25 protein-coding genes are annotated in these 24,302 nt (G+C 40.2%); 3 read left to right on the forward strand and 22 right to left on the reverse strand.

The features are described 5' to 3' along the window. Positions 1-359 precede the first annotated feature (359 nt). Positions 360-788, forward strand: a complete 429-nt coding sequence (locus BMSHG_RS07995; protein ID WP_019153921.1) for a YwpF-like family protein — start codon at positions 360-362, stop codon at positions 786-788. A gap of 60 nt (positions 789-848) precedes the next feature. After that, the gene (locus BMSHG_RS08000; protein ID WP_019153922.1) at positions 849-2,069 is read left to right on the forward strand and encodes an SH3 domain-containing protein; all 1,221 of its coding nucleotides are present in this window, start codon (positions 849-851) and stop codon (positions 2,067-2,069) included. 142 nt (positions 2,070-2,211) lie between these two features. Here the strand turns inward: BMSHG_RS08000 and BMSHG_RS08005 are convergent, their stop codons facing one another. The 14 genes from BMSHG_RS08005 to BMSHG_RS08070 form a co-directional block, all read right to left on the reverse strand. Then, positions 2,212-2,490, reverse strand: coding sequence for a hypothetical protein (locus tag BMSHG_RS08005; RefSeq protein WP_019153923.1), 279 nt, complete (start codon positions 2,488-2,490; stop codon positions 2,212-2,214). 419 nt (positions 2,491-2,909) lie between these two features. Continuing rightward, entirely contained in the window at positions 2,910-3,344 is a 435-nt protein-coding gene (fabZ, locus tag BMSHG_RS08010; RefSeq protein WP_019153924.1) for a 3-hydroxyacyl-ACP dehydratase FabZ, read from the reverse strand. A 124-nt stretch (positions 3,345-3,468) separates the two neighbouring features. Further along, a complete protein-coding gene (locus BMSHG_RS08015) occupies positions 3,469-3,756 on the reverse strand; it encodes a DNA-directed RNA polymerase subunit beta (protein ID WP_019153925.1) in 288 nt (95 codons plus the stop codon). Positions 3,757-3,769: 13 nt separating this feature from the next. Further along, positions 3,770-4,612: a flagellar hook-basal body protein gene (locus tag BMSHG_RS08020; RefSeq protein WP_019153926.1), complete on the reverse strand. Its 843-nt coding sequence runs from the start codon at positions 4,610-4,612 to the stop codon at positions 3,770-3,772. Between the two features lie 38 nt (positions 4,613-4,650). Next, a complete protein-coding gene (locus BMSHG_RS08025) occupies positions 4,651-5,490 on the reverse strand; it encodes a flagellar hook-basal body protein (RefSeq protein ID WP_019153927.1) in 840 nt (279 codons plus the stop codon). 244 nt (positions 5,491-5,734) lie between these two features. After that, positions 5,735-6,736 (reverse strand): rod shape-determining protein, encoded by a 1,002-nt coding sequence (gene mreB, locus BMSHG_RS08030; RefSeq protein ID WP_019153928.1) that lies wholly within the window; start codon positions 6,734-6,736, stop codon positions 5,735-5,737. A gap of 216 nt (positions 6,737-6,952) precedes the next feature. Then, positions 6,953-7,225 (reverse strand): sporulation transcriptional regulator SpoIIID, encoded by a 273-nt coding sequence (gene spoIIID, locus BMSHG_RS08035; RefSeq protein WP_019153929.1) that lies wholly within the window; start codon positions 7,223-7,225, stop codon positions 6,953-6,955. A gap of 340 nt (positions 7,226-7,565) precedes the next feature. After that, a complete protein-coding gene (locus BMSHG_RS08040; protein ID WP_019153930.1) occupies positions 7,566-8,219 on the reverse strand; it encodes a 3'-5' exonuclease in 654 nt (217 codons plus the stop codon). An 11-nt stretch (positions 8,220-8,230) separates the two neighbouring features. Continuing rightward, positions 8,231-8,968, reverse strand: a complete 738-nt coding sequence (locus BMSHG_RS29035) for a putative nucleotidyltransferase substrate binding domain-containing protein (protein WP_235776342.1) — start codon at positions 8,966-8,968, stop codon at positions 8,231-8,233. Then, positions 8,962-10,101 carry a CBS domain-containing protein gene (locus BMSHG_RS29040; RefSeq protein WP_235776344.1) on the reverse strand — a complete coding sequence of 380 codons (1,140 nt, stop codon included), beginning with the start codon at positions 10,099-10,101 and terminating at the stop codon, positions 8,962-8,964. Before BMSHG_RS29040 ends, BMSHG_RS29035 begins: the two co-directional genes overlap by 7 nt. Further along, on the reverse strand, positions 10,076-11,746 hold the full coding sequence (locus tag BMSHG_RS08050) for a sodium:solute symporter family protein (RefSeq protein WP_019153931.1): 1,671 nt from the start codon (positions 11,744-11,746) through the stop codon (positions 10,076-10,078). The genes BMSHG_RS29040 and BMSHG_RS08050 overlap by 26 nt, the downstream gene beginning before the upstream one ends. Positions 11,747-11,851: 105 nt before the next feature. Continuing rightward, positions 11,852-12,154: a DUF4212 domain-containing protein gene (locus BMSHG_RS08055; protein ID WP_019153932.1), complete on the reverse strand. Its 303-nt coding sequence runs from the start codon at positions 12,152-12,154 to the stop codon at positions 11,852-11,854. Between the two features lie 152 nt (positions 12,155-12,306). Continuing rightward, the gene (locus BMSHG_RS08060; protein WP_019153933.1) at positions 12,307-12,486 is read right to left on the reverse strand and encodes a hypothetical protein; all 180 of its coding nucleotides are present in this window, start codon (positions 12,484-12,486) and stop codon (positions 12,307-12,309) included. A gap of 490 nt (positions 12,487-12,976) precedes the next feature. Continuing rightward, the gene (locus BMSHG_RS08070) at positions 12,977-13,855 is read right to left on the reverse strand and encodes a M23 family metallopeptidase (protein ID WP_019153935.1); all 879 of its coding nucleotides are present in this window, start codon (positions 13,853-13,855) and stop codon (positions 12,977-12,979) included. Positions 13,856-13,997: 142 nt separating this feature from the next. Here BMSHG_RS08070 and BMSHG_RS08075 point away from each other — a divergent pair, with 142 nt between their 5' ends. After that, positions 13,998-14,408: a VanZ family protein gene (locus BMSHG_RS08075; RefSeq protein ID WP_019153936.1), complete on the forward strand. Its 411-nt coding sequence runs from the start codon at positions 13,998-14,000 to the stop codon at positions 14,406-14,408. 41 nt (positions 14,409-14,449) lie between these two features. Here BMSHG_RS08075 and spoIID read toward each other — a convergent pair whose 3' ends face one another. The 8 genes from spoIID to nuoL form a co-directional block, all read right to left on the reverse strand. After that, positions 14,450-15,469, reverse strand: coding sequence for a stage II sporulation protein D (gene spoIID / locus BMSHG_RS08080; RefSeq protein WP_019153937.1), 1,020 nt, complete (start codon positions 15,467-15,469; stop codon positions 14,450-14,452). Positions 15,470-15,695: 226 nt separating this feature from the next. After that, a complete protein-coding gene (murA, locus tag BMSHG_RS08085; protein WP_019153938.1) occupies positions 15,696-17,006 on the reverse strand; it encodes a UDP-N-acetylglucosamine 1-carboxyvinyltransferase in 1,311 nt (436 codons plus the stop codon). 32 nt (positions 17,007-17,038) lie between these two features. After that, the gene (locus tag BMSHG_RS08090) at positions 17,039-17,785 is read right to left on the reverse strand and encodes a YwmB family TATA-box binding protein (protein ID WP_019153939.1); all 747 of its coding nucleotides are present in this window, start codon (positions 17,783-17,785) and stop codon (positions 17,039-17,041) included. A 348-nt stretch (positions 17,786-18,133) separates the two neighbouring features. After that, a complete protein-coding gene (locus BMSHG_RS08095; protein WP_019153940.1) occupies positions 18,134-18,370 on the reverse strand; it encodes a DUF1146 family protein in 237 nt (78 codons plus the stop codon). Between the two features lie 655 nt (positions 18,371-19,025). Further along, entirely contained in the window at positions 19,026-19,148 is a 123-nt protein-coding gene (locus BMSHG_RS29265) for a hypothetical protein (protein WP_262362260.1), read from the reverse strand. A 203-nt stretch (positions 19,149-19,351) separates the two neighbouring features. Next, a complete protein-coding gene (gene nuoN, locus BMSHG_RS08110; protein ID WP_019153943.1) occupies positions 19,352-20,872 on the reverse strand; it encodes an NADH-quinone oxidoreductase subunit NuoN in 1,521 nt (506 codons plus the stop codon). A gap of 4 nt (positions 20,873-20,876) precedes the next feature. Further along, complete coding sequence (locus BMSHG_RS08115; RefSeq protein ID WP_019153944.1) at positions 20,877-22,382, reverse strand: NADH-quinone oxidoreductase subunit M; 1,506 nt, start codon at positions 22,380-22,382, stop codon at positions 20,877-20,879. Continuing rightward, positions 22,379-24,247, reverse strand: coding sequence for an NADH-quinone oxidoreductase subunit L (nuoL, locus tag BMSHG_RS08120; protein WP_019153945.1), 1,869 nt, complete (start codon positions 24,245-24,247; stop codon positions 22,379-22,381). The genes BMSHG_RS08115 and nuoL overlap by 4 nt, the downstream gene beginning before the upstream one ends. Positions 24,248-24,302 lie beyond the last annotated feature (55 nt).

Consider the following 24,302-nt stretch of genomic DNA (forward strand, 5'->3'; position numbering starts at 1 on the left):
AAAACAAGGAAAATGTAATTTTCAGGTGGGAAATCGATATAAAATGATCCTTTTCTATATCATAACCTGCCGGTAAAACCTCATTTTCCATTTTGATTTATGAGAAAAAAGAATATTTGCTTTTTCGACAAGAATCGATCGACATAATTCGACACATATTTTTATTTATTTGTCATTAGGTAATTATTGGGATTTTCACCACCTAAAAAGCCTGTATTTGTACTCTTTTTATGTTCATTCTTATCTTCCCTTTCGTTTATCGTTTTGCAGAATTTGACAAAAGCTACGTTTGCAGAAAGGGTCTATATGTTATAATTTCATAGAAGATTTTTAAAGGAGCTTTGATGGGAGGATGAATGATGAAGACATTTAAGTTAATATCGTTGCAACTCGTGAAAAAAAACGAATGGCTTGATATCCCCTTAGTGGACGGTCTGATTATTAATAAAGAAGACGATCACAGTACATGGCTGATCGAAGGATACATAGACAAATCTTTTTACGATGTATTCCGTGAGGCTGGAGCAGAGGAGAAAGAGCTCTTAGTTCAGGTCGTCATTACGAAAAAGGAGAATGAGCCTGCCCCTTTTAAAGTGAAAGTTCGCTCATTACAATCTTTTGAAAACCACATCAGTGTTCTCCTAGAAGGAACCTTGAAAAAATCAACCAATCGTTATGCAGAGATTCTGTTGGATAGTCTCATCCAAAGAGGATTATCCGGCGATGAGCTAATGACCGAATTCAAAAGCGGAATGGTCAGCAAGCCGAAATTTAATCATTCGAAGTAATAAGTAGTACGTTTTTCCTTACACCCAAGACATGACATCATAGATTTAGGAGGAACAACATTGTTAAAAAAATTCATATTACCTGCAACTCTAGGAATCATTCTTTTACTAGGGGTTAGTTTCTTTATGCTTTCAAGTAAAGACGGACAAACAAAACTTGCTGGAGAAGCAAAGGTGGAAGAGGCTGAAGAGAAAGCATTTCCAACTGAAGAACCTCAGGCAGAACAAGCCAGTGCCTCTGCGACAGAAAGCGAGAAAGAGGAAGCAGTAGCTGAAGCAAAAGAAACATCCGATGATACAGAAAAAGCCAAGAAGCCAGAAGAAGAAAAAGCGGATGAAGAAATCCCTAGCATAAAAAAATATATTAATGTTTCAACTTTAAATGTTCGTTCTGGACCAGAAACGACTCATGGCGTCGTGACAGTATTAGCTATCAATGAGGAAGTTAAAGCATCATCTGAGGTTTCCAAAGACGGTTGGGTGAAAATCTCATTCAAAAATTCAACAGGATATGTTAATAGCAAGTATCTAGCAGATCAACAAGTAGTCGTGAAAGAAGAAATAAAAGAGGAAAAAGTCGTAAGTACCACAAATAATACGTCTGAGAAAAAAGAACCTGCGGCGACTCAAACTGAACGTAAAAAACCAGCAGCAACTGCACCAACAGTGCCTGCTAAACCTAAAAATGATGCGATGAACTTAAAGACAGTAGGTTCAAACAATCAATTGATTCTCGTGACTACGAGTGGATATGGAACGAACTCAGCCAAAATCCAAACATTTGAACGCAATTCAAATGGCGATTGGGTAAAAGTGTTAGATACATCAGGGCATATCGGGAAAAACGGTTTTGCGAAGAAAAAGGTAGAAGGAGATGGGAAATCTCCACGAGGAAAATATAGTATCGGAACAGCTTTTGGTCAAAAAGGAAACCCTGGTACTAAGCTCCCTTTCAAAGCGATTACAAGTGATGATGTGTGGGTAGATGACCCGAAATCATCTTTATATAACACATGGCAATCAAGAAAAGCAACAGAAGGTCAGTGGTCAAGCGCTGAAAACATGGCCATTTCCGCTTATAACTATGGTTTTGTCATCAATTACAACACTCAACGTGTACCTGGAAATGGAAGTGCGATTTTCTTCCATATTTCTAGTGGGGCCACTCTAGGATGTGTTGGTACTTCTCAATCAAATGTCGTGTCCATTTTAAAATGGCTCAATCCTGCGAAAAGTCCAACAATCATTATGACTCCATCAAACGAATTGGGAAGTTATTAAGTAAAACAAAGCAAGAGGAGAAAAGAGACTTTTTTCCTCTTGCTTTTTGGTTGGTTCCTTTTAAGCGGAATTTTTCCCGTTTCCGTTCTCCCAACTTAATACATAATGAAAAGGGGGCTGATTTTCGGACAGCCCCTTTCATTTATTGATCTTTGTTGTCCTCGTCTTGAACATCACGATCATCTTCAATGATTTCCTCGTCTGGAGTGTTGTTGTCTTCTACAACATCCCCATCGTTATTGGTGTTTGTATCATCAGTCGTGCCCGTTGTTCCATCGTTATTCGTGATGTTATCATCCACCGGATCTTCCACATTTACATCGTCTTCTGGCGGTGGATCTTGTTCATTATTCGCACAACCAGCAAAGACTAATACGGATAAAAGGGAACAACTAAGAAATGCTAAAAGCTTTTTCTTCATAAGTAAAAGCTCCTTTCAAGTATTTTGGAATTTGACCTCAATTACGGTCTGATGTTAACATGCCCAAAAAATAGAAAAAACTTGCATCCTCATTTGAAAATTTTATTGCATCACGATAAGGACACTCCCAAAAAAGACTTATATTCATTTATTATCGGAATTTTGGGTCCAAAATCTCTTACAATCGGAGTACCTAGGGGGTACTGGCGCCAAACTTCTTCTTAAATAAGACCTCTGATTTAGATATATCGGCGATTTTTGAGATATATCGGCGAAAATTGGATTTTATCGGCGAAAAACGAGATATATCGGCGATATTCTGATTATATCGGCGAAAAAACAAATATATCGGCGAAACGCCAAATCACCCAAAAACCCCACAAAAAAAAGCCCTTAAACAGAAGGGCTCTTCACTCAACTTATTCTTGCTTCTCACCAAGGGCGAACATAATTTCAGCTTCAAGTGCGATTTCCCCGTCCACGGTTGCCGTCGCTTTCCCTTTACCAAAGGAACCACGAACTCGAGTCATTTCAACCTCTAGGCGGAGTTGATCGCCAGGCTTTACTTGACGCTTAATGCGACAATTATCGATTCCAGTAAAAAACGCCAAACGTCCTTTATTCTCTTCTTTCTTCAGTACAGCAACTGCTCCAACTTGTGCCAATGCCTCAACAATGAGGACTCCTGGCATCACTGGATAGTCTGGGAAATGTCCATTAAAAAACTCTTCATTCGCCGTTACATTTTTAATTCCAACCGCTCTTTTTCCTTCTTCAATTTCTAGAATTTTATCAACAAGTAAAAAAGGATAGCGATGGGGGATGATTTGTTTGATTTCATTAATATCAAGCATACTAATTAGTACCTCCTACTAACACTAGGTTTCATATATCTATTTCCATTGTATGAGAACCCATCCATTAAAGCAAGCAAAACAAAAAACCGACTGTACGAATACGGTCGGCTTCATGGGAAATTTATTCGTGTTCAATTAAATCTAAAATATGAGTCCATGTTGATTTTTCAAAGACGTCTTTGGCTTCACCATTGCCGATGACGCTATAACCAAACATCGCACCAAGAATGACAGATGCCACCAACAATAAGGCGATCAATAGAATTCTAAGCCATAACGGAATAAGACGAATGCGAATTCTTTTTCTTTTTCCTCCGCTTACCGTCTCTGTTTTCGCTTTTTCCTTCTTTTCTTGCCTTACTTGTTCTCTTGTTTCTGCTACCTTTTGGTTACTGTTATTTAACGACATGTTCTTTCTCCTTCTAACGAATTCCGTTCACAAGTCCCATCATTTGATCTGCTATGCTAACGGATCTGGATTGGAATTGATAGGCACGCTGAGCATTCATAAGATCAGTCATTTCCTTTGCCATATCCACATTGGATGATTCTAATGCTCTTTGTTGAATCCCAATTTCTGTACGAAGTGGCCCTGCTAGATCAGTGAGAATTTCATCTAATCCCACATTTAGCTCGTCAAAATTTGGTGGGAGACCGAATAAATTATTCCCTTTTGCCACTAAGAATTGAGGCTTGTCCACTTGTACAACACCAAGATTGAAAATTTGAGTTGCCCCATCATTCATCAATACGGTCAATTGACCCGAGCTATCAATCGTGAAATCTTTAGCATCGCCATTGATATAAATAGGGTTATTATTTTCATCGACAATCGAATGACCATCTGCATTCACAAGAGCTAATTCATTTTCTCCAATTGGTGATAAATAAAGCGCTCCATTACGAGTATATTGCATTTCGTTGCCTGCATCTGTTTGAACCAACACCTTGTACATTTGACCTTCTTTCACAAAAGCTGTATCAAGCGCACGATCGGTTCCTTTAATACTACCTTGCGTCATAACTAGCTGCGCCTGAGCGAGCTTTGCCCCTGTACCTTGACGTACCCCATTTGGAGTTAAACGCCCCACTTCATCTTGAGCATTTCTTTGATTATTAAACTGCTGATACATCAATTCTGTGAAGGTTGCATCTCTTCTTTTATATCCGTTCGTATCAATATTGGCGATATTATTTGAAATAATGTCCATTTGCTTTTGGAGCTGCGCCAAAGTATTCGTTGCTGTTACCATTGTACGATTCATACGTCAGCCTCCTTTCTTATGGGAATGATATGAAGTAATTAGCCAATTCTTCCTACTTCATTGGCTGCCTTTTCCATACTTTTATCATAAGCTTGTAAAATCTTTTGGTTCGCTTCAAATGCACGGTACGCTGTTAGCATATCCGTCATTGTACGACTCACGTCCACATTGGAACCTTCAAGAAAACCTTGTTGGAGTGAAAATTCCGCTCCAGCTATTCCTCTTGCATCCGCAAGCTGTCCACCTGCTTCATTACGTAAAAGGCCATCGCCTTCCTTCACCAATTGGAAAGGATCTGCAGCATAACCGATTCCTAAAGTCGCTGTCTCTCCTGCTGCACCAATAAGCACTCCATTAGCATCGACCGAAAAATCTTCACTTGAAAGTTGAATTCGATTTCCTGTTGTATCAAGAACGTAATGACCAGCGGATGTCGTCAAGTACCCTTGTCCATCTAAAGTAAAGTCACCATTTCTAGTATAACGTGTTTCTCCAGTTGCATTTTGAACAGTAAAAAAGATCGAGCCAGCATATCCGGTTTCTTCATTCTGTGGCATGACGACATCAACTAATGCTAGATCTGTTTTTTGTCCGGTTTCACGCAAATCACCTTGGATAAATTTTGGCATCACGTCTTGCATGTAGACGCCTGTGTTAATCGAGCCAACTACATTATTTACAGGAAGATTTATTCCTTTTTCAGTTGGAATCTGCTGCTCATCAAAACGTTGCAATAGCATTTCAGGAAAAGCACGTAATGATGACTGGTCCGCTTTAAAACCTGGCGTATTGGCATTGGCCATATTATTCGTCAACATTTCTGTTCTTCGTTGTTGAGCAAGCATCCCTGAAGCTACAGTGTAAAAACCTCTGAACATTCAATCTCACCTCTCATTTGAAACCTTCTATTTCATTTATGATTAATATCTACTATTTTTATTAGAAAATGATTCATCTTCTATTATAAGAAAAAATTGACGAATAAACAGTATAATTTTGTAGAAAAAAGGCAAAAACACGAAAATGGTGACAAGTACCAGCATTTCCACTGATTCTCATCACCATTTTTGACAGGCGATAGAGCTAGTTTGCTTCTAACGTTGGAAGCCCCATCTACTCTTTTTAGGCAAATCGATAGCCTTTAATTTTGTCGATATTGTCAAGCATGATTCCTGTTCCGATCGCTACACAGTCCATTGGATTTTCTGCTACTAGAACTGGTACTTTTAATTCTTCTGCTAAAAGCAGATCGAAACCATGTAAAAGTGCGCCCCCACCAGTTAAAATAACGCCACGGTCGATAATATCCGCTGATAATTCAGGTGGAGTTCTTTCAAGAACACTCTTTGCCGCTTGTACAATGACAGATACAGATTCACGTAGAGCCAATTCAATCTCTTCAGAATTAACTGTAATCGTTCTTGGTAATCCAGAAACCATATCACGTCCGCGAATTTCCATTGTTTCGCTACGTGCTCCAGGGAAAACCGTACCGATTTGGATTTTGATGTTTTCAGCTGTACGTTCCCCGATTAAAAGCTTATATTGGCGCTTGATATAATGAAGAATTTCACTGTCAAATTTGTCACCAGCCATTTTAATGGAAGAAGATGTGACAATATCGCCCATTGATAAAACAGCTACATCTGTTGTACCTCCACCAATATCAACGACCATATTTCCACTTGGTTGGAAAATATCCATCCCTGCACCGATCGCTGCTACTTTTGGTTCTTCTTCTAAGTACACTTTCTTTCCACCGCTTTTTTCTGCTGCTTCTTTAATCGCCTTTTGCTCAACACTTGTAATATTCGTTGGGCAACAGATTAAAATGCGTGGTTTTGAAAGGAAACCTTTAACATTGAGCTTGTTAATAAAGTGCTTAAGCATTGCTTCTGTTACATCGAAGTCTGCAATGACCCCATCCTTTAATGGACGAATCGCCACAATATTTCCAGGTGTACGTCCGACCATGCGTCTAGCTTCTTCACCGACAGCCAACACCTTATTGTTATTCTTGTCGATCGCTACGACAGATGGCTCATTTAATACGATGCCTTTTCCTTTTACGTGAATCAATACATTCGCTGTTCCTAAATCAATTCCAATATCCCTAGCAAGCATTCCCACAAATCCTCCTTGAAAAAATGATTCCTATCTATTTCTAAAAGTGCTAAATTACGTACACTATTTATACGTTTTTCATGATGTCAATTTCTTTTTTAATTGTAGTCTACCCTAATTTTTAATTCTATCATATTTGGTTCAAATAGCGTAGTAATTTGTCAAATTTTGATGGAATTTTATCGAATTTGTCATGATTTCAAGGAGTTCATGTAACTATTTTATCGGCTCGCTTTCTAGTTCCTCCTTTTTATACTTCATTTTTGTTGCTTCACCACCACGTAAATGGCGAATTGATTTATGATAATCTAAGATTTCTTTCACTTCATTTGCAAGCTCTGGGTTTATTTCAGGTAGCCTCTCCGTTAAATCCTTATGGACTGTACTTTTGGATACGCCAAACTCTTTCGCAATTACGCGAACCGTTTTTTTCGTCTCCACGATATACTTTCCAATCTTGATAGTTCTCTCTTTGATGTAATCGTGCACACCACTCGCCCTCCCTAAATTGGATGTGAGAAGTGTGAAATGAGACTCGCTTTCTCGCTTCATCAAGTACTACTAATCCGCACCCTCCAAAACAGGTACGTCAGAAAGTCATTTGCCTTCTGGTTATCAGGAAATAAACATGACCCCAACTATATATCCATTCTCATCCTCAAACGATTGCTCACCTCAAACACTCTCTTTGTAAGGTTTGTAACAGTTTATTAGCTTGGATAACGGAATATGCACGAAAACCACAATAGGGACAAGGTATCGCATTATTTTTTTGAAAAATTTGACTAATCACTGGTTATTCACTCCTCTTTACCCGTATTTTTCTATTTCAAAGAAACTTATTCTCTACCGCTTTAATTAAGTCTCCCCAAGTGTTATTCCCTCTTTGCTTAAATTGCCATAACAACTCTGTAAATAAATAGGCTGTCGTTAAAGCATCTCCTACAGCATGATGGCGTTCATAAATTCTCGTGCCAAAGATGCGTGCGTATTTTTCTAAGTCTCGCATATCAAAGGATGGAGCAATTGTACTAATGACATCTAATGTATCAATGGTATAAAAGTTTTTGAGGTTCAGCTTTTCTCTCTTTAGTTCACTCTTAAAAACAAGTGTATCAAAGCTGATGTAATGGCCAACCATACAAACTGTTTCCCACTCTTCGACAAAGTCAAAAAAACGCCGGATTGCTTCTAATGAACCCGGCGCATTCTGAACAATTTCGTTTGATATCGACGTTAGTTCCGTTATTTCCCGAGAAATTTGTCGTTTAGGATTCACGTAGCAATGGAATATTTCCTTTTCAAAAACTTGAAATCCTTCGACTGGGACGGCCCCTATTTCAATCAAACGATCTATGGACGAGACATGAAAACCAGTTGTCTCTGTATCAACCACGATAAACCGGAGTTTCTCAAGAGGTGTCGCAAGGGGAATATTTGCATACATTAATGGACAGGAAATAACTCTTTTTTGAAAAAACATATATCCTCCTTTTAAATCGAAAACCGTGAAAATACGATATTCTGAAGCTCCTTTATCGTTTTTATACTTAAAAGAAATTCCTCTTTTTCCCGCGTCGTCATTCTCGTGAATTGGACAATAGAACTACCCTCATGTTTCCAACGTTGCTTTACATACAAGGTTAATAGCTGACTAGCAGCCTCCTTTAAGTCTTGAGCAAAGTTCTTTGAAAAGGCTCCCTTTGCTTCAAGGGCATTAATTTTTGCCAAAGGGGTACCAGAAGGAATACCGTGCAGCAAAGCTAGAATTTGTAAGCTGTGGTGATAAGGAAAGAGAATCGCTTTTTTCATATCGATGCTTTTTTTCTCAAGTCGAAATAGAGATCGGATTGGATGATCGAGTGTAGGAATCGGGTGTTCTCGTTCCGCTTGTGCGAGTCGGTACAAAAATATTTTCGACCTATCCAGCATGGCAAGAATTATATTTTCCAACTGCTCATGAATGTCCTTGCTTCCAACAATAAAACGATAAGAGAAAAAGTTTTGTGCCAGTAGTAGATTTTCTCGAGTCGATTGGAGGCTCCATGTTCGCAGACGGTCTTCCCAATCAAGAAGACTACCGCGCCATTGCTTTTCACTGCACATCATCAAACCTTTACACCGTGCATAACCGGCACTCTCCATCAGCCTCGTAATCTCAGTACCTAATCTCTGAAAGTACGCTTCAGCGCCTGTTTTATAAACGAGGAAATGGTCCTGATCCGTTAGCATAAATTGTTCACCACGACCACTGCTCCCCATTTGATAAAAGGCGAATTCAGTTGGCTGATCATCCCCCTTTTTTTAAGGTTCTCTACGGCGAGGTGGACAATTCGAACAACTAAACGATCATAGAGATTCGTAATGATATCCAAGGTTTTATCAATGGGAATGTTCTCTTGCAGGAGCGTATCGACAATGGAATACACAGCCCTTTTAACAGTTGGTAGACCCATTTCATCCGCTTCTTCAATTTGCTTAATCGTCTTCATAACATTCTCATTCTTTTTCCGCAGTAGATCAGATAAAGTGACAATCCCCACGATTTCCCCGTCTTCGACAACCGGCAAGTGCTTGATCCCATTAGTAAAGATACTCCCGATTGCGTCATAATAATAGGCAAGTCTTGATATCGTAATCGGGTTTTTCGTCATAATGAGGCTGACTGAATCTGTTAACAGCATACCTTTTGCTACAACGCGGCCTACGATGTCTCGCTCGGTGATGATGCCCTTTAGAGCGCCATCCTCCATGACAAGAATCGAACTTGTGTGGTGCTCATGCATTTTCTTAGCTGCTTCCATAACAGTTGCATGCGAATCAATTGTGATTACCTTTTCTGTCATCATGTCTTGCACTCGAAGCATGAATACTTCGTTTTCTCCAAATTCACGAGCCAGTTGAACTTGTTCAGCTAATGAACCATATACATCCCTTAGTCTGACAGCAACCTGCGTTAACAAATAATCACGAACAAACGGGTCCTCCCATCTCCGAGCCATAACCTGAAAAGGAATATACATCACCTTAACTTTGCTAGCGGCTCTCGATTCGACCGTCACTTCATCCTTTGTCCTACGGGGAAACCCAAGAAAATCAGCAATGCTTGAAAAGCCTAGCATTTCCCCCTTTTGGACAACCTCTAATACTTCATTTTCAACGTATACCTCTACAAAGCCCTCCAAAATTAGGATTAGACCTTCTCGTTGTCTATCCTTGTACAAAAGAATTTCGTTTTTATCATACTGTTTGAACTGACAGTCTTTAAGAAGGGAAAGGGCCGTTCCAACCTCCACCCCATGAAAAAAGGGGTGGGATTGCACAGCCTCAAGCAACGCTTTATCCTTGTTTTGATTCTCCATCATGCATCCAAACCTCGCCATCTTTATAGACCATTTGCTCTGGATATCGTAAATTGATGACTTCATCCTGAAGCTTTTGTGGTGGTGCTTCAGTTGCGAGAGAAACGATGATATTAGCTAAGAATCCTGCAGCCGCACCAAAAACTCCTGCACCTGTGTCAATGATTCCTAAGATCGTGAAGCCACCATATTTTGCGACAAATATATACGTTAATGTCACCGCTAATCCGATTAATAGACCAGAGATAACTCCTTTCGTATTGGAGCGTTTCCACCATACTCCAAGCACAAGTGCCGGGAAGAACGTTCCGGACGCAATCGCAAAGGCCCATGCGACGATTTGTGTAATAACGCCTGGTGGATTGAGTGCGATAAGTCCCGCAAATAATGTTGCAATAACAATCGACCAACGAGCCACTGCAAGACGATTTTTCTCTGAAGCTTGTGGCTTCCAGACACGATAGTAAATATCATGTGCGAAGGAAGAAGATAAAGAAATCATTAATCCTCCTGCTGTTGAAAGCGCTGCTGCCATCGCTCCTGCCGCTACAAGCCCAATGACGAACACACCTAGATTTGCAATTTCTGGTGTTGCCATAACGACGATATCATTGGCAATAACCAGTTCACTCCATTGTAATACGCCGTCACTATTTGTATCCGCTACTTGAAGCATCCCTGTATCAACCCATGATTTCGTCCAAGCTGGAAGTTGAGCAATTTGGCTACCAGCAACTTGTGTCATTAAAATGAAGCGAGAGAATGCCGCATAAGCAGGTGCAGATAAGTAAAGAAGACCGATAAATAGTAACGCCCATGCTCCTGACCAACGAGCCGCTTTCATCGTTGACACCGTATAGAAACGGACAATCACGTGCGGCAACCCAGCTGTACCTGCCATTAATGTGAACATTAAGGCAAGGAATTGCCACTTCGTCCCATTTGTAAATGGAGCAAAATATTCAGAAATACCTAGCTCTCGATCCAACTCCCCTAATGTGCTGACAACTTCGCCATAAGATATCCATGGAATTGGATTTCCGGAAATTTGTAAGGACATAAAGATAATCGGAACTAAATACGCCGTGATCAAAATTAAGTATTGAGCCACCTGCGTCCATGTAATCCCTTTCATTCCACCAAAAGCGGCATATATCGCAATGAGTACAACTCCGATCATCGTGCCAACCTTAGCATCAATTTCAAAAAGTCGTCCAATAACAACCCCTGAACCAGAAAGCTGCCCAATCGAGTACGTAAAACTGATGATGATTGTACATATTGCGGCAATAACACGTGCAGAATGACTGTCATAACGATCACCAATAAACTCTGGCACTGTGTATCGACCAAATTTCCGTAACTGTGGTGCTAATAAAAAGGTAAGGAATAAATACCCTCCAGTCCAACCCATGATATAGGCTAGCCCATCATAACCGAGAACCATGACCGTTCCAGCCATCCCAATAAAGGAAGCAGCACTCATCCAGTCTGCACCGATGGCCATCCCGTTGAAAATCGGTGGTACACCTCGACCTGCTACATAAAAGTCCGACGTCGCCTTTGCCGTGTTATAGACCGCAATCCCAATGTATAAAGCAAAGGTAGCAAGAATAATCGCTAATGAAACAATGAATTGTCCATCCAAATGATTTCCCCCCTAAAATAGCTCTATGGCTATTCGTTTTTAATACTTTCTTTTTTCCGAATCCCAATCGACCATCCCCGTTTTTAAATAAATCGGAAAAGTATATTAGTGCTCTAATGTCGTACCCGTGCTAATTTGCTCATTCTTACTTTCATCAATGCCATACTTTTGATCAATTTTATCCCCTAGTTTGGCATTTACGAACAGCAAGATGATAAAGGTAAGCACTGCTCCTTGAGCTCCCATATAGTAGTGAAGCGGGAAGCCAATAAAGGTAACCGAACTCAACGGCTCTGCAAACAGAACCACCCCATAGGAAACGATAAACCACACAATAAAGTAAATAATGATATTACGGTTTTTCTCACGAAAATAACGATCGGCAACATCCTTATCAATTTTCTTCATTTTTCCACCTCCAAGATTATCTCCCCTTATGCATTAGCAACGTCACATGCATCCTTCTCCCCTATGTTCATCCCTCCTTCATCGTTTGCTATTTATAATTCTTTAAAAGCTTATTAAAGCGCTTTCAAAGGAATTACTTTTTTTAAAAACCTTTAATTCAAACTAAAAATAAATTTTACTGTCTCGATAAAGGGTAAGGGGACTAGGGCGACTTGGATGATGAAATAGACGATCATAGATAGGAATGGAATGACTAAGAAGATTGGTTTTTTCTTACGTAGCGCGAGTATTAAGCAAATAGCAGTTACGGTAACAAACAAATAAAAGACCATCAAATTCCCCCTTTGCATTTTACATTTTGTTCATATCATTGACCTTCAGTTCAATATAAATTTAATATTGAGAAAATTTCGTAATATCATTATCTATTTAAATGGTTTCAAGGTCAAGCAAAAACTTGTAAAAAAATTGTCAATTTTTACGAAAGGGGTTTTTGCGGAACTACTACTATTTGGATGAGGACTTTGGGGGGACAGTTGGCAGCCAGGAGGCAGGATTGATTTATATGATGGCTGATTTTGATGGGAGTCTAGCTTTGTTTGTCCTCATGAACGCTTTGTGAGGACTGATTTTGACAAGAACCTGGCTCACTTTGTCCTCATCAACCCTCTATGAGGACTGATTTTGAGAGAGCCTACCATAGTTTGCCCTCATGAACACCGAATTTCTCTCTCCAAATTCTTAGACAAATAGAGATATTTTTCAATAAAACTCAATCACAAACAAAAAACCCGCCTAGGCGGGTCACAATGACAAATCATATTAAGCGTCAGAAGAGTCTGTTGAATCTGCGTCTTCTTCGTCAGAAGTGGTATCGTCTTCTTCTGTTTCATCTTCGCTTGAACCATCAGTAGTGTCTTTTTCTTCGTCTTGATCAGGAGTAGCTTCTTCCTCAGTACCAGTTGATTCATCAGCTTTACCGCTGTCATCAACTTCCTCAGTTAAATTTGCTTCCTGCAGATCACTTAATGGCTTGTTAAAATAGTCAAGCGGATTTACAGCAATTCCATCTTTGCGAATTTCAAAATGTACATGAGTACCAGCTTCTTCGTTATATAAGCTTTTTCCTGCTTTTGCTAGTACTTGTCCTTGGTCTACTTGGTCCCCAGCCTTAACATCAATATCAGCTACAGATTGATATTGTGTTACAATACCTTTGTCATGTTCAATTTCGATTACGTTCCCTAAAAGAGAATCTTCTGCAACATTGGTTACTGTACCACTTAATGCTGCAACAACATCAAATGCTTCACCGTTTTCCATTGCAATGTCAACACCCGTGTTCGGATAATATGAATTATTGTAGAACACTAAAGCTGCTTCCTGTTTATCTTCAGGCGCATCGTATTCATAGAATTCTTTTTGAATCACGACAGAATCTGGATCAACAACAGGCATTGCAAAGTTTTCTAAAGAACGGTTAACCTCTAAAGCAGGCTCATCATGTCTGCCTGAAAGATCTGTAGCCTCGTAATCGATTTGATCATCAGTTGCACTATTGTTACTGTTTTGGAACCAAAGAACCGCGGTTAGAATGATTGCAGCACTTGCAATGTAAACGGTTGGGTATACCCAACGCTTTTTCATGAAGCGCTTCAACTTTGAATCTTGAGAAGATCGTTTCTTTTCTTCCTCTCTCATTTATCATCACCTCAGCAATCATTCTGAACAGATCATGATAAATATATACATTTCTTAAAAAAATTTTTTTATCTTATTTTTCGACAAAGGCAATAAAATTATGCAAAGAAATGAAAAAAAGTTTTAAAAAGGGGATTTTTTCTTGCGAAGTTTATTAAAATGGTTCATCCGAGTTTTACCTTTTATCTATATGGGCATGATTTGGCTCATGTCCAGCATGCCCGCAAATGCGATTGTAGAGCTGCCAGACCTATCACTTGATCGTTTCATCAAAGAGTCTCTTCACCTCGTGGAATTTGCCATCCTTTATTTACTATTGGTTGCTGCGCTCCTGACAACAGGAAAGTTCTCTTTAGCGTTGAGCATTGTTTGCGCCGTGATCGCTTCCTTATATGGGTTGCTAGATGAAATTCATCAATCCTTCGTTCCTGCCCGCTCAGCGACTGTCATCGATTTTGTCAAAGATGTAACCGGAGTTATTGTCGCTACCTATTTCGTTCATCGTGCTTATCGTAAACATCAATTTGAACGAGTTCAGAAATACTTTAGGTAAAAAAATGCCGAGCACCCCTTCATTTGAGTGCTCGGTACTTTTTATTTACTCGCTGTTATTTTTGTCAGAAGCGTCTGTGTTGTGTCAATCTGGGCTCCACTGTAATAATGCTCGACGATTTCTTTATAGGTCTTTCCGCCTTTCGCCAATTCATTTGCACCGTATTGACTCATTCCTACTCCATGACCAAAGCCTTTTGTATTAATAATTATGTTGTCTTCTTTTCTTTCCCATGTAAAATCAGATGATTTTAAGCCCAGCTTTTCTCTTATATCCTTACCAGTCAACACCTTACCATTTATATCAACCTTACCGACACGATTTCCTTTTGTTCGTTCAATTATTTTACCTACTTCGGCTGCCTCTGTCAGCTTGACCCCTAGCTTTTCCTCAAAGTCTGTGACAGCTATAACCTCTTGACCATTAAATTTCTCTGTGTTGACATCCCAAGGGCTTTCCACACTTTTTAAATACGGAAGCGGGCTGCTCCAGTAATCTTCTGAGTTCTCAGTAAATCCATTACTTGTGGAAAAGAAGGCGGCATAAATCGGTTCACCGTCATATGTTAGCACTTGACCGCTCGTCGCGGCGACAGCTTCTTTGATCTTGTTCATTTTCCACTGGTAATCCTTCCCCCAAGCTTTTCTTAGTTCTTCATCGCTTTTATATACTTGGTGATCTTCTGTATCTGATACATTTGCTTCTTTAGGGATTTTGTCACTTTTTTCGCCACTCATGAGGTAATAAAGATAATAAGTTCTGGCCGTAAGTGCTTGTGCCTTTAGTGCTTCAAGTTCAAATTCAGAAGGCATTTCTGCTGCAACAACGCCAGCAATATAGTCCTCTAAAGGAAGTTTCTCAATTTTGTCAAGGCTATCTCGATAGATAGCTACCTCAACTGCAGGCTGGTCTACAGCTGCTTCTATTTCTTTAGAAGCTAGCTCTTCACCGAGTTTCCCCGTTGTTTTTTCCATAAAAGGGAGGACGAGTAGTGTTGGAATCATGATTGTAACAACAAATAGTACGGCAGATAAAACGACGATTGGTTTCATTTTAAGCATTCTTAAGCCTCCATATGTAAGTATCGTTCGAGTACTTATACTCTCCTTTCATACATATGGGGATGGACAAGCTAATATGTACAAAATTAAAAATCAGGGAAAAAAATGCATAACTTTTTCACTCCTAAACCAAAATAGTCTATGTTGGTGTTTCCTCTAGTTTGATCTCTAAAGAACGCAAAAAAACCGCAAAAATGGGAATCCATTTCACGGTTTTTCACGTTCATTATGCATTTAAATCTGCGACAAATGTTTTCGGAAAAGATGCTGTTTCTTCTACTTCAGAAATTCGTTCAATATCTGCTCCTAAAGCAGCTAATTTATGGTGGAAATCCACATATCCACGATCAAGATGCTTTAATTCTGTCACTCGAGTGACACCGTCTGCCACTAAGCCTGTTAAAATTAAGGCAGCTGCGGCTCTTAAATCAGTAGCAGCCACTTCTGCACCTTGTAAGTTACTAGGTCCATTTAAAATGACAGAACGACCCTCAATTTTGATATCAGCATTCATTCTGCGGAATTCTTCCACATGCATGAAGCGATTTTCAAATACGGTCTCCGTAATCATACTTGTTCCATTGGCATGCAATAGTAAAGCCATCATTTGCGATTGCATATCAGTTGGAAAACCAGGGTGTGGCATGGTCTTAATGTCCACAGCTTTCAAGTTATCAGGACCAATGACCCTTAAACCTTCTGCTTCCTCTTCAAAGATAACACCCATTTCTTCCATTTTCGCAATAAGTGAAGTTGAATGTTCCGGAACGGCACCTTTGACTAAAACATTTCCACCCGTAATCGCTGCTGCAACCATGAATGTTCCAGCTTCGATTCGATCAGGAATAATATTATGGTCAGCACCAAACAGAACGTCAACTCCTTCAATACGAATCGTTCCAGTTCCAGCGCCACGTACCTTTGCACCCATTTTATTTAAGAAATTAGCCAAATCAACAATTTCTGGTTCTTTGGCAACATTCTCTAATATCGTCGTTCCTTGTGCTAAAGTAGCGGCCATCATAATATTTTCTGTAGCACCAACACTTGGGAAGTCCAAGTAAATTTTGGCACCATGTAATCGACCATTTGATTCTGCTTCGATAAAGCCATTTCCTACTTTAACCGTTGCCCCCATCGCTTCAAAACCTTTTAAATGCTGATCAATTGGTCTCGATCCAATCGCACATCCTCCAGGAAGTGCTACACGGGCACGGCCATTTCTTGCAAGTAATGAGCCCATTACTAATACGGAAGCACGCATTTTACGAACATATTCGAATGGTGCTTCTACTTTTAACTCTCTAGATGCATCGACAGTGACTTCATTATTTTTAAACGTCACATCGGCGTTTAAATAGCGTAATACCTCATTGATCGTGTATACATCGGAGAGAGTTGGCACATCACGAATTACGCTTTTTCCGTCACTTGCTAATAATGATGCGGCAATAACCGGCAAAACTGCATTCTTTGCTCCTTCTACTTTAACAGAACCGCTCAGCCTTCTACCGCCGCGGACGATGATTTTTTCCAAGTGTATTCCCCTCCGCGTCCAATTTCTCTATATTAATATTCAATCGTTATGATTGGTGTGCCAACTACAAGGGTAGTCTTTGCGCCCAATCCTGTTGTTCGGATTCCAAGTTGTAAATTCATATCTTGATTTTTCGTCATTAACCCATTGGAAAATAATGGTGAGTAAGCTGACGTCGAGATAAAATCTTCTTCAATAAGTGATTCAATTTCTTCTGCCTCAAACTTATCAAGCAACTGATTTACAGTAAAAGGCAAAGACGTATTCATCTTATCATTGATTTCACCTTTTACACAAGTGAAAATTGTGGTATTTTCTCGAAATATGTCAGATAGTAGTTCATTAAGATCCTCATTTATAAATTGCTCTGTTTCTTGCGTAAAATTCTTACCTCGGATTTCATAAATAATGTAAGTTTGTGGGTTGTGATCTGTGAGGGTAGATAGTATTTGAATGCTCTCTTCCATTCCCTGATTAGATATTTGGCTCGCTTTTGCTTCCCATTTTTCAGAATCAGAACTGAGCTCCCATGTCCAGTTTGGAAAAATGCTTTGGAGTTGCTGCACATAATTCTGAATTTCCTCTGGGCTGTCAGCCTCTAATTTTTCTCTTGCATGTAAAGACCATTCATTGATATCTATATTCTCACCTTTTAAAACTGTCACTATTGATAAAAGGTCGTGCTTATTTTTGGTATTTGCCAATTTTTCTCCTGCGTGAACAAATAAAACTCCCATGATTACAACTACGGTAATTACTGCCAACCAATTTTTCTTCATCTCTATAACTCCTCCCCTTAGTACCATTGTTACCAAGAAGAGAAGAAGCATACTGACGAGTTGTCGTCACTTTTTGACAAATATGCAAGCTTTTAAAAATGAATGAAACTAGAGCGCTTTTTTATCACACAAAAAGAATTGTATCGAATAATTCCAGAAATATAAAAGGTACGATGACCTATCTTTCTTATGTTTATTTCCCCATTTATCCAAGCCCTAAGCTTGCTTTTAAAGAAAATTTTCCAATTTGATAGCCTTCAGTCATAGTTTCGGTTATTTCTGAATTTGAACTTTTTTCACATTTTATAGTGCTGTTTTCTCGGTTGGCCTGAAAAACATTACACAACATTATTGAAAAATCATTGGTAGTTGTTGTGACCATAAAAGGTACTCGAGGAAAAAATTACTTACGGTTGAACCAATGACAATAGACAATAATATAAACAATACTCGTGCTTCAAATATGCGGTTAGCTCGTAAAAATTTATCAAAGTTTAAGCTTTGTAAAGCCCACCAAGCCAAAGCAATAAAGCCCAGATGTGACAAAATACTAATGAGTGCTTGGTGCCCAAATCCTGCAGTCATGGACATACTCCTCCTTTTTCACGCTAACACATATTATAGCATTCGTAAGTTCACCTTTCTATTTGACGTATAAGTAGCAAAAAGGTTTCATTTGGTTTTATTTTTTTATTTTATTGGGAGCGATTATCGCTGTTGGTTAGGAATTGGTAAGGTACTCATTGGGTTATGGTTTTTGTTAGGATGGATGCTTAATTTGGAGTGAAATCCCTTGGGTTTTTTGTTTTGTCCGAATAAGTGTTCTATTCGGACTGACATCCCTTAAAGTTTGCTCGTTTTGTCCGAATGCCCTCTCTATTCGGACTTGAACCACTTGGTGCTCACGCCTCTTGTCCGAATAAACCTTCTATTCGGACTTGAACCACTTGGTGCTCCCTCTTCTTGTCCGAATAACCTTTCTATTCGGACTAAATCCACTTTGTGCTTCCGCCTCTTGTCCGAATAACCCTCCTATTCGGACTTGAACCTCTTGGTGCTTCCGTCTCTTGTCCGAATAACCCTTCTATTCGGACTTGAACCACTTGCTGCTCCCTCTTCTTGTCCGAATAAACCTTCTATTCGGACTAAAACCATTTGCTGCTTCCGCCTCTTGTCCGAATAAACCTTCTATTCGGACTAAAACCACTTGGCGCTTCCGTCTCTTGTCCGAATAAACCTTCTATTCGGACTTGAACCACTTGGCCTTTGCTCGTTTTGTCCGAATGCTCTCTCTATTCGGACTAAATCCATTTGCTGCTTCCGCCTTTTGTCCGAATAACCCTTCTATTCGGACTAAATCCACTTGGCCATTCCTCGTTTTGTCCGAATGCACATTATACTCTTGTGTCTATGGGCATTCCCCTTAATCATGATCTGCATTATTCAGCGCACATGCACACTATTCTCACAAAAAAAGAAGGGGCTCCCTTTCCCCTTCTTTTTCTCGTTCTTCTATTAAAATCCCCTTGTTGGTCCGTTCTGATTCCCCCAAATCAGAAAATCCCTTTATTGAAATCCTCCGAAGTTCGTGTGGAAGAAGTCGAGGGCGATGTTTGGAAAGAGTCCAAATACGATCGTTGCCACGACACAAATTCCAATCGCTATGCCAACGCCAACCGGTATTTTCATTTTCTCTACTTCCCCTTCTTCTGGAGATGGTCTAAAGAACATTTGCGTTAAAATGCCGAAGTAGTAGAAATAAGATACCACGGTTGTGGCAATCATAAGTGATGCTAGAATATAGTGCGCTGGTTCAGATACTAATGCGCCGATGAAAATGTTTAGCTTTCCGATGAATCCGGCTGTTCCCGGAATCCCTGCTAATGAGAGGATAAAGATTCCCATTGTCACCGCAAGCAATGGCGTCCGTTTGTACATTCCAGCAAACTGACCAATATCCTCGATGTCATTTTTAGCAGTCATCAATTGAATGACAGCAAAAGCTCCAACGTTCATGAAGAGATACGCTCCTAAGTAGAACCATACCGTTTCAAACATAAAGGCTGACATCGTCGTTACAGCAACTAACAAATAACCTGCATGAGCAATACTAGAATAAGCAAATAAGCGTTTTATGTTTCGCTGTCTTAAAGCAACAACATTTCCAATTACCATTGTTACACCTGCTAAAACAGCGATATAATCTTGCAATTTGAATAGGAGTGGTGTAACTGAATCGACACCAGTCGCTCCAGATTGTGTATTGGCAAAAACGACAACGACAATTCGGATTAAAATGACAAATCCTGCTGTTTTCGACACAACGCTTAAGAATGCAGTAACTGGAGTTGCGGCTCCTTGGTACACGTCTGGTGCCCACATATGAAATGGAGCGGTTGCCAGTTTAAAGGAAAGACCGACCAAGATCATGAAAAAGGCAAGACCCATTAAATAGCTAAACTGAGAATTATTCAATTGCGGTAGAATATTCGTCATTTCCGCTAAATTGGTTGTCCCCGTAATTCCGTAAAGATAACTCATCCCAAATAATGTGACCGCTGTGGCAATACTGCCATTAATGACGTATTTCATTGCTGATTCATTGGAAGGAAGATGCTTTTTCCGAATTCCAGCTAATATATAGGAGGACAAGGAAAGCAACTCTAAGCCCACAAATAAAGTAATTAAGTCGCCACTTGAAGCCATGATCATCGTTCCGAGCAAGCCTGCTAATAAAAGATAGTAGAATTCCCCTTTAAACTCTTCCATCCCTTCTTTTGGCTTGTAGCTTATGGCAAGGAGCAAAATTAAGGCTGCCCCGATGAGTAAGAGAAGCTTAAACACTTTGGCAAATGGATCAAGTTTAAACGTATCGTATAGAATGGAAACCGTATCTAAAGCCAATAAATTCAGTAATGCGGCAATTGCTGCAAGGATACCTGCGAACCCTACCCAACCGAGAATTCTTCGGTCAAAATGCTTTGGTGCAAAAAGGTCTACAATTGATAAAATGGTCGCCACTCCAAGGATGATAAACTCTGGTGCCATTGCTCCCCATTGAAATGATAAAAGTGTATCTAGATCCATTTCATCAACCCCCTAACCCAAGCATGATTGTCTCAAGTGTGGAATGTAGCAGTTCGCTTAGTACACTTGGGTATACACCAATTAACACAATTAACGCTAATAATGTAACGACTGGAATAAATTCCACTGACTTTAAATCAGACACAGCAGCAAACTCTCGGTTCGCCTTTCCATAAGTAATGCCTAGAACTGCTCTTAGTAAGTAGACTGCGGTCATAATAATTCCGATACAGCCGATAGCAGCCAGCACCGGCATCTCTTCAAATAATCCAAGGAAAGCCATGAACTCACTAACAAAGCCGGACATTCCAGGCAAGCCAAGAGACGCTAGGGCTCCAGCTAATAGGAAACCTGCTGTAAGCGGCATTCCTTTTGCCATCCCACCAAGATTTCCAATCGCGGATGTATGGAACCTTTCGTAAAACACTCCCACTAAGAAGAAAAGAAGAGCGGAAATTAACCCATGTGAAACGACTTGGAAAATGGCGCCCTGAATGCCAGCCTCGTTCAATGCCCCTAAACCAATGAGGACAATTCCCATATGGGATATCGACGAGTAGGCAAGAACCATTTTAAAATCGGTCTGCTTAAATGCTAGAAATGCTCCGTATAAAAGATTGATAACCCCTAGTACTGCAAGCAATACGGCAATTGATTGGAACTGTTCTGGGAAGATTCCCATTCCGAAACGGATTAAACCGAAGGCACCAATTTTTAATAAAATCCCTGAGTGAAGCATGACGATGGATGGTGGTGCTTGCACGTGAACACGGAGCATCCACGTATGTAATGGAAAAATTGGCAGCTTCACACCGAACGCAATAAGAAGGGCAATCAATAATCCAAATTTCAAGGACTCAGAGAAAGGTGAAACCGTATTTGGATTCTCGATCGTCATGAGCTGTGCGAGGGCGTCAATATTTGACGTACCTGTTCTCGCAAACAAAACCATGATGACGATTAAAAGTATCGCAGACCCTAAGCCATTATAAATTAAATAGCTGTAAGCCGCTTTTTCTTTTTCAAAATATCCCCATTTTCCAATTAAGAAGAACATTGGAATCATCGTAATTTCGAAAAAGATAAAGAAGAGAATTAAGTTTTGGGCGGCAAATACTCCGAGCATCCCTACTTCAAGTAAAAGGAATAGCATGAAGTAGCCCTTCCATTCTTTTTTAATATGAACAGAAGCAACAGCTGCAAGTGTAGAAATAACCGCTGTTAGCACGATTAACACTAACGAGAAACCATTTAAGCCTAATTCATAATCGATTTTAAATAAATCGAAGACAGCATAATCTCCAAAGCGAATCCATTCAACATGCACATCGTATTTCTGTAAATTGTCGCTCCCGCCAATAAAGGCGATTAGCGCTAACAGAAGAGCAGGTAACGTTGCGATGAATCCGACTGCTTTAATCGCCGTTTCTTGTGTTTTTGGCAAAAGAGCGAGCACAGCTATTCCTAAAAGAGGGGAGAACACTAGGATCGATAAAAAGTATTCGTTCATTTTAAGTACCCCCCTGTTAATGCGAAAATCACAATTAAAAGAGCCAATCCAACAAATGCCACTGTCCCATATGCTTGAACTTGACCGTTTTGAAGTTTGGATCCCATGATTCCAAGACCATGAACGATGGCAGTCACGAGCTTGACAATTCCTTCGACAATAAAGGTTTCTATAAAGCTAAGTATCGCTGTAAAGCCTTTCGTTGCCTTTACGACTGTTAGTTGATAAAACTCATCGATATAGTATTTATTGTACAAAATGTTATACATAATCGGTGCTCTTGTTGTCAGCCACTCTCTTTGGAGCGATTTCTTTCCATACATGAGCCATGCCAAGTAAATTCCGAGTAAAGACACCACTGTCGCCACAATCATAATCCATGCCGGTCCTTCGATATGACCATGACCTAAAGCTTCATTTCCATCGACAAGCCAGTCACCGAGGAAGGTGCCAAACCATGGCGTGTTCACATAACCGGCAACGACTGCTAGAATCCCAAGCACAATCATTGGAAAAGTCATCACAGATGGTGACTCGTGAACGTCTTTCTGCTTGCTGCGGGCATCACCTGTAAAGACCATAAAGAAAAGGCGGAACATATAGAATGCTGTAAAGAAAGCGGCAATGACAGCTAACCAGAATAGGCCGGTATTCCCGTGAACCCAAGTTGAAATCAAAATTTCATCCTTACTAAAGAATCCAGAGAATAACGGAACCCCACTAATGGCAAGCGTTCCGATTAAAAACAATGGTCCTGTCACTTTAAGCTTTTTCCACAAACCGCCCATCTCTTCAATATTTTGAGTGTGGACAGCGTGAATGACACTACCAGCCGCCAAGAATAACAATGCTTTAAAGAAAGCATGTGTCATTAAGTGGAAGACGCCTGCTACATAGCCGGCTGAACCGAGAGCTAACATCATATAGCCAAGCTGACTGACGGTTGAGTATGCTAGTACTCTTTTAATATCTTTTTGTACTAAACCAATGCTTGCTGCAAAGATGGCCGTGAATGCACCGATAACAGCCACTGTCATTAAAGCTGCTTCACTTGCTGCAAAGAGCGGGAATACTGCGGCAACTAAGTACACACCAGCCGCTACCATTGTGGCAGCATGGATTAACGCAGAAACTGGTGTCGGACCTTCCATCGCATCAGGCAACCAAGTGTGTAATGGAAACTGACCTGATTTTCCCACTGCCCCGATAAAAATCAGGATCGCGGTTAGGGTAATCATCCCTGCGGAAATACTTCCTTCTTCCACGGCAAGGAAAATCGCATCGTACTCAAAGCTTCCCACTTGCCAGAATAATAGAATCATCCCGATGAGGAGGCCAACATCTCCGATACGAGTCATGATAAACGCTTTTTTGGCAGCGGCCTTTGCCTCCTCTTTGTAAAAGTAGAATCCGATTAAGAGGAAGGAACCAGCCCCGACAAGTTCCCAGAAAATATACGTTTGCAAAAGGTTAGGCGATACGACGAGTCCTAACATTGCAAAAGTAAATAACCCTAAATAGGCATAAAAAATATGAAATCGCCCGTCTCCATGCATGTAGCCTTTTGAATAAGTATGTACGAGAAAGCTAACAAGCGATACGATGACGAGCATTAACGCATTTAATTGATTGATTTCAAAACCCGCTGTTAATTGAACATCCCCTATTGTAAGCCATGTCGCTTCGGCTTTATAAGTCGGGTGGCTGAAGCGGTCAAACAACACCACCAATGAGTAGACTAAGGAGGCTAGCGTAAGCACCATTCCGATGTACGCACTATTTTCCTTTAATCTCCTCCCAAATAGAAGAAGGAACAAAAATGATAAAAGCGGGAAAAGCGGTATGATCCATGCATTCTCCATCAATATCACAATCCCCTTTTTAGAACACGCTTGTTCTCACGCGTTTGATTGAGGCCCG

Origin of the sequence: Robertmurraya massiliosenegalensis JC6 (assembly GCF_000311725.1) — a bacterium.
Taxonomy (GTDB): Bacteria; Bacillota; Bacilli; order Bacillales; family Cytobacillaceae; genus Robertmurraya; species Robertmurraya massiliosenegalensis.

Coding starts and splice junctions, on each gene's coding strand:
- BMSHG_RS08025 (WP_019153927.1), bottom strand. CDS start 5,490: ATGTTCAGAGGTTTTTACACTGTAGCTTCAGGGATGCTTGCTCAACAA.
- BMSHG_RS08060 (WP_019153933.1), bottom strand. CDS start 12,486: ATGGTCTTTTATTTGTTTGTTACCGTAACTGCTATTTGCTTAATACTC.
- BMSHG_RS08095 (WP_019153940.1), bottom strand. CDS start 18,370: ATGACTGCAGGATTTGGGCACCAAGCACTCATTAGTATTTTGTCACAT.
- BMSHG_RS08040 (WP_019153930.1), bottom strand. CDS start 8,219: ATGTTTTTTCAAAAAAGAGTTATTTCCTGTCCATTAATGTATGCAAAT.
- mreB (WP_019153928.1), bottom strand. CDS start 6,736: ATGCTTGCTAGGGATATTGGAATTGATTTAGGAACAGCGAATGTATTG.
- BMSHG_RS08005 (WP_019153923.1), bottom strand. CDS start 2,490: ATGAAGAAAAAGCTTTTAGCATTTCTTAGTTGTTCCCTTTTATCCGTA.
- fabZ (WP_019153924.1), bottom strand. CDS start 3,344: ATGCTTGATATTAATGAAATCAAACAAATCATCCCCCATCGCTATCCT.
- BMSHG_RS29035 (WP_235776342.1), bottom strand. CDS start 8,968: ATGCTAACGGATCAGGACCATTTCCTCGTTTATAAAACAGGCGCTGAA.
- spoIID (WP_019153937.1), bottom strand. CDS start 15,469: ATGCTTAAAATGAAACCAATCGTCGTTTTATCTGCCGTACTATTTGTT.
- BMSHG_RS07995 (WP_019153921.1), top strand. CDS start 360: ATGAAGACATTTAAGTTAATATCGTTGCAACTCGTGAAAAAAAACGAA.
- BMSHG_RS08015 (WP_019153925.1), bottom strand. CDS start 3,756: ATGTCGTTAAATAACAGTAACCAAAAGGTAGCAGAAACAAGAGAACAA.
- BMSHG_RS08020 (WP_019153926.1), bottom strand. CDS start 4,612: ATGAATCGTACAATGGTAACAGCAACGAATACTTTGGCGCAGCTCCAA.
- BMSHG_RS29040 (WP_235776344.1), bottom strand. CDS start 10,101: ATGATGGAGAATCAAAACAAGGATAAAGCGTTGCTTGAGGCTGTGCAA.
- BMSHG_RS08055 (WP_019153932.1), bottom strand. CDS start 12,154: ATGAAGAAAATTGATAAGGATGTTGCCGATCGTTATTTTCGTGAGAAA.
- BMSHG_RS08115 (WP_019153944.1), bottom strand. CDS start 22,382: ATGAACGAATACTTTTTATCGATCCTAGTGTTCTCCCCTCTTTTAGGA.
- BMSHG_RS08070 (WP_019153935.1), bottom strand. CDS start 13,855: ATGAGAGAGGAAGAAAAGAAACGATCTTCTCAAGATTCAAAGTTGAAG.
- nuoN (WP_019153943.1), bottom strand. CDS start 20,872: ATGGATCTAGATACACTTTTATCATTTCAATGGGGAGCAATGGCACCA.
- BMSHG_RS08090 (WP_019153939.1), bottom strand. CDS start 17,785: ATGAAGAAAAATTGGTTGGCAGTAATTACCGTAGTTGTAATCATGGGA.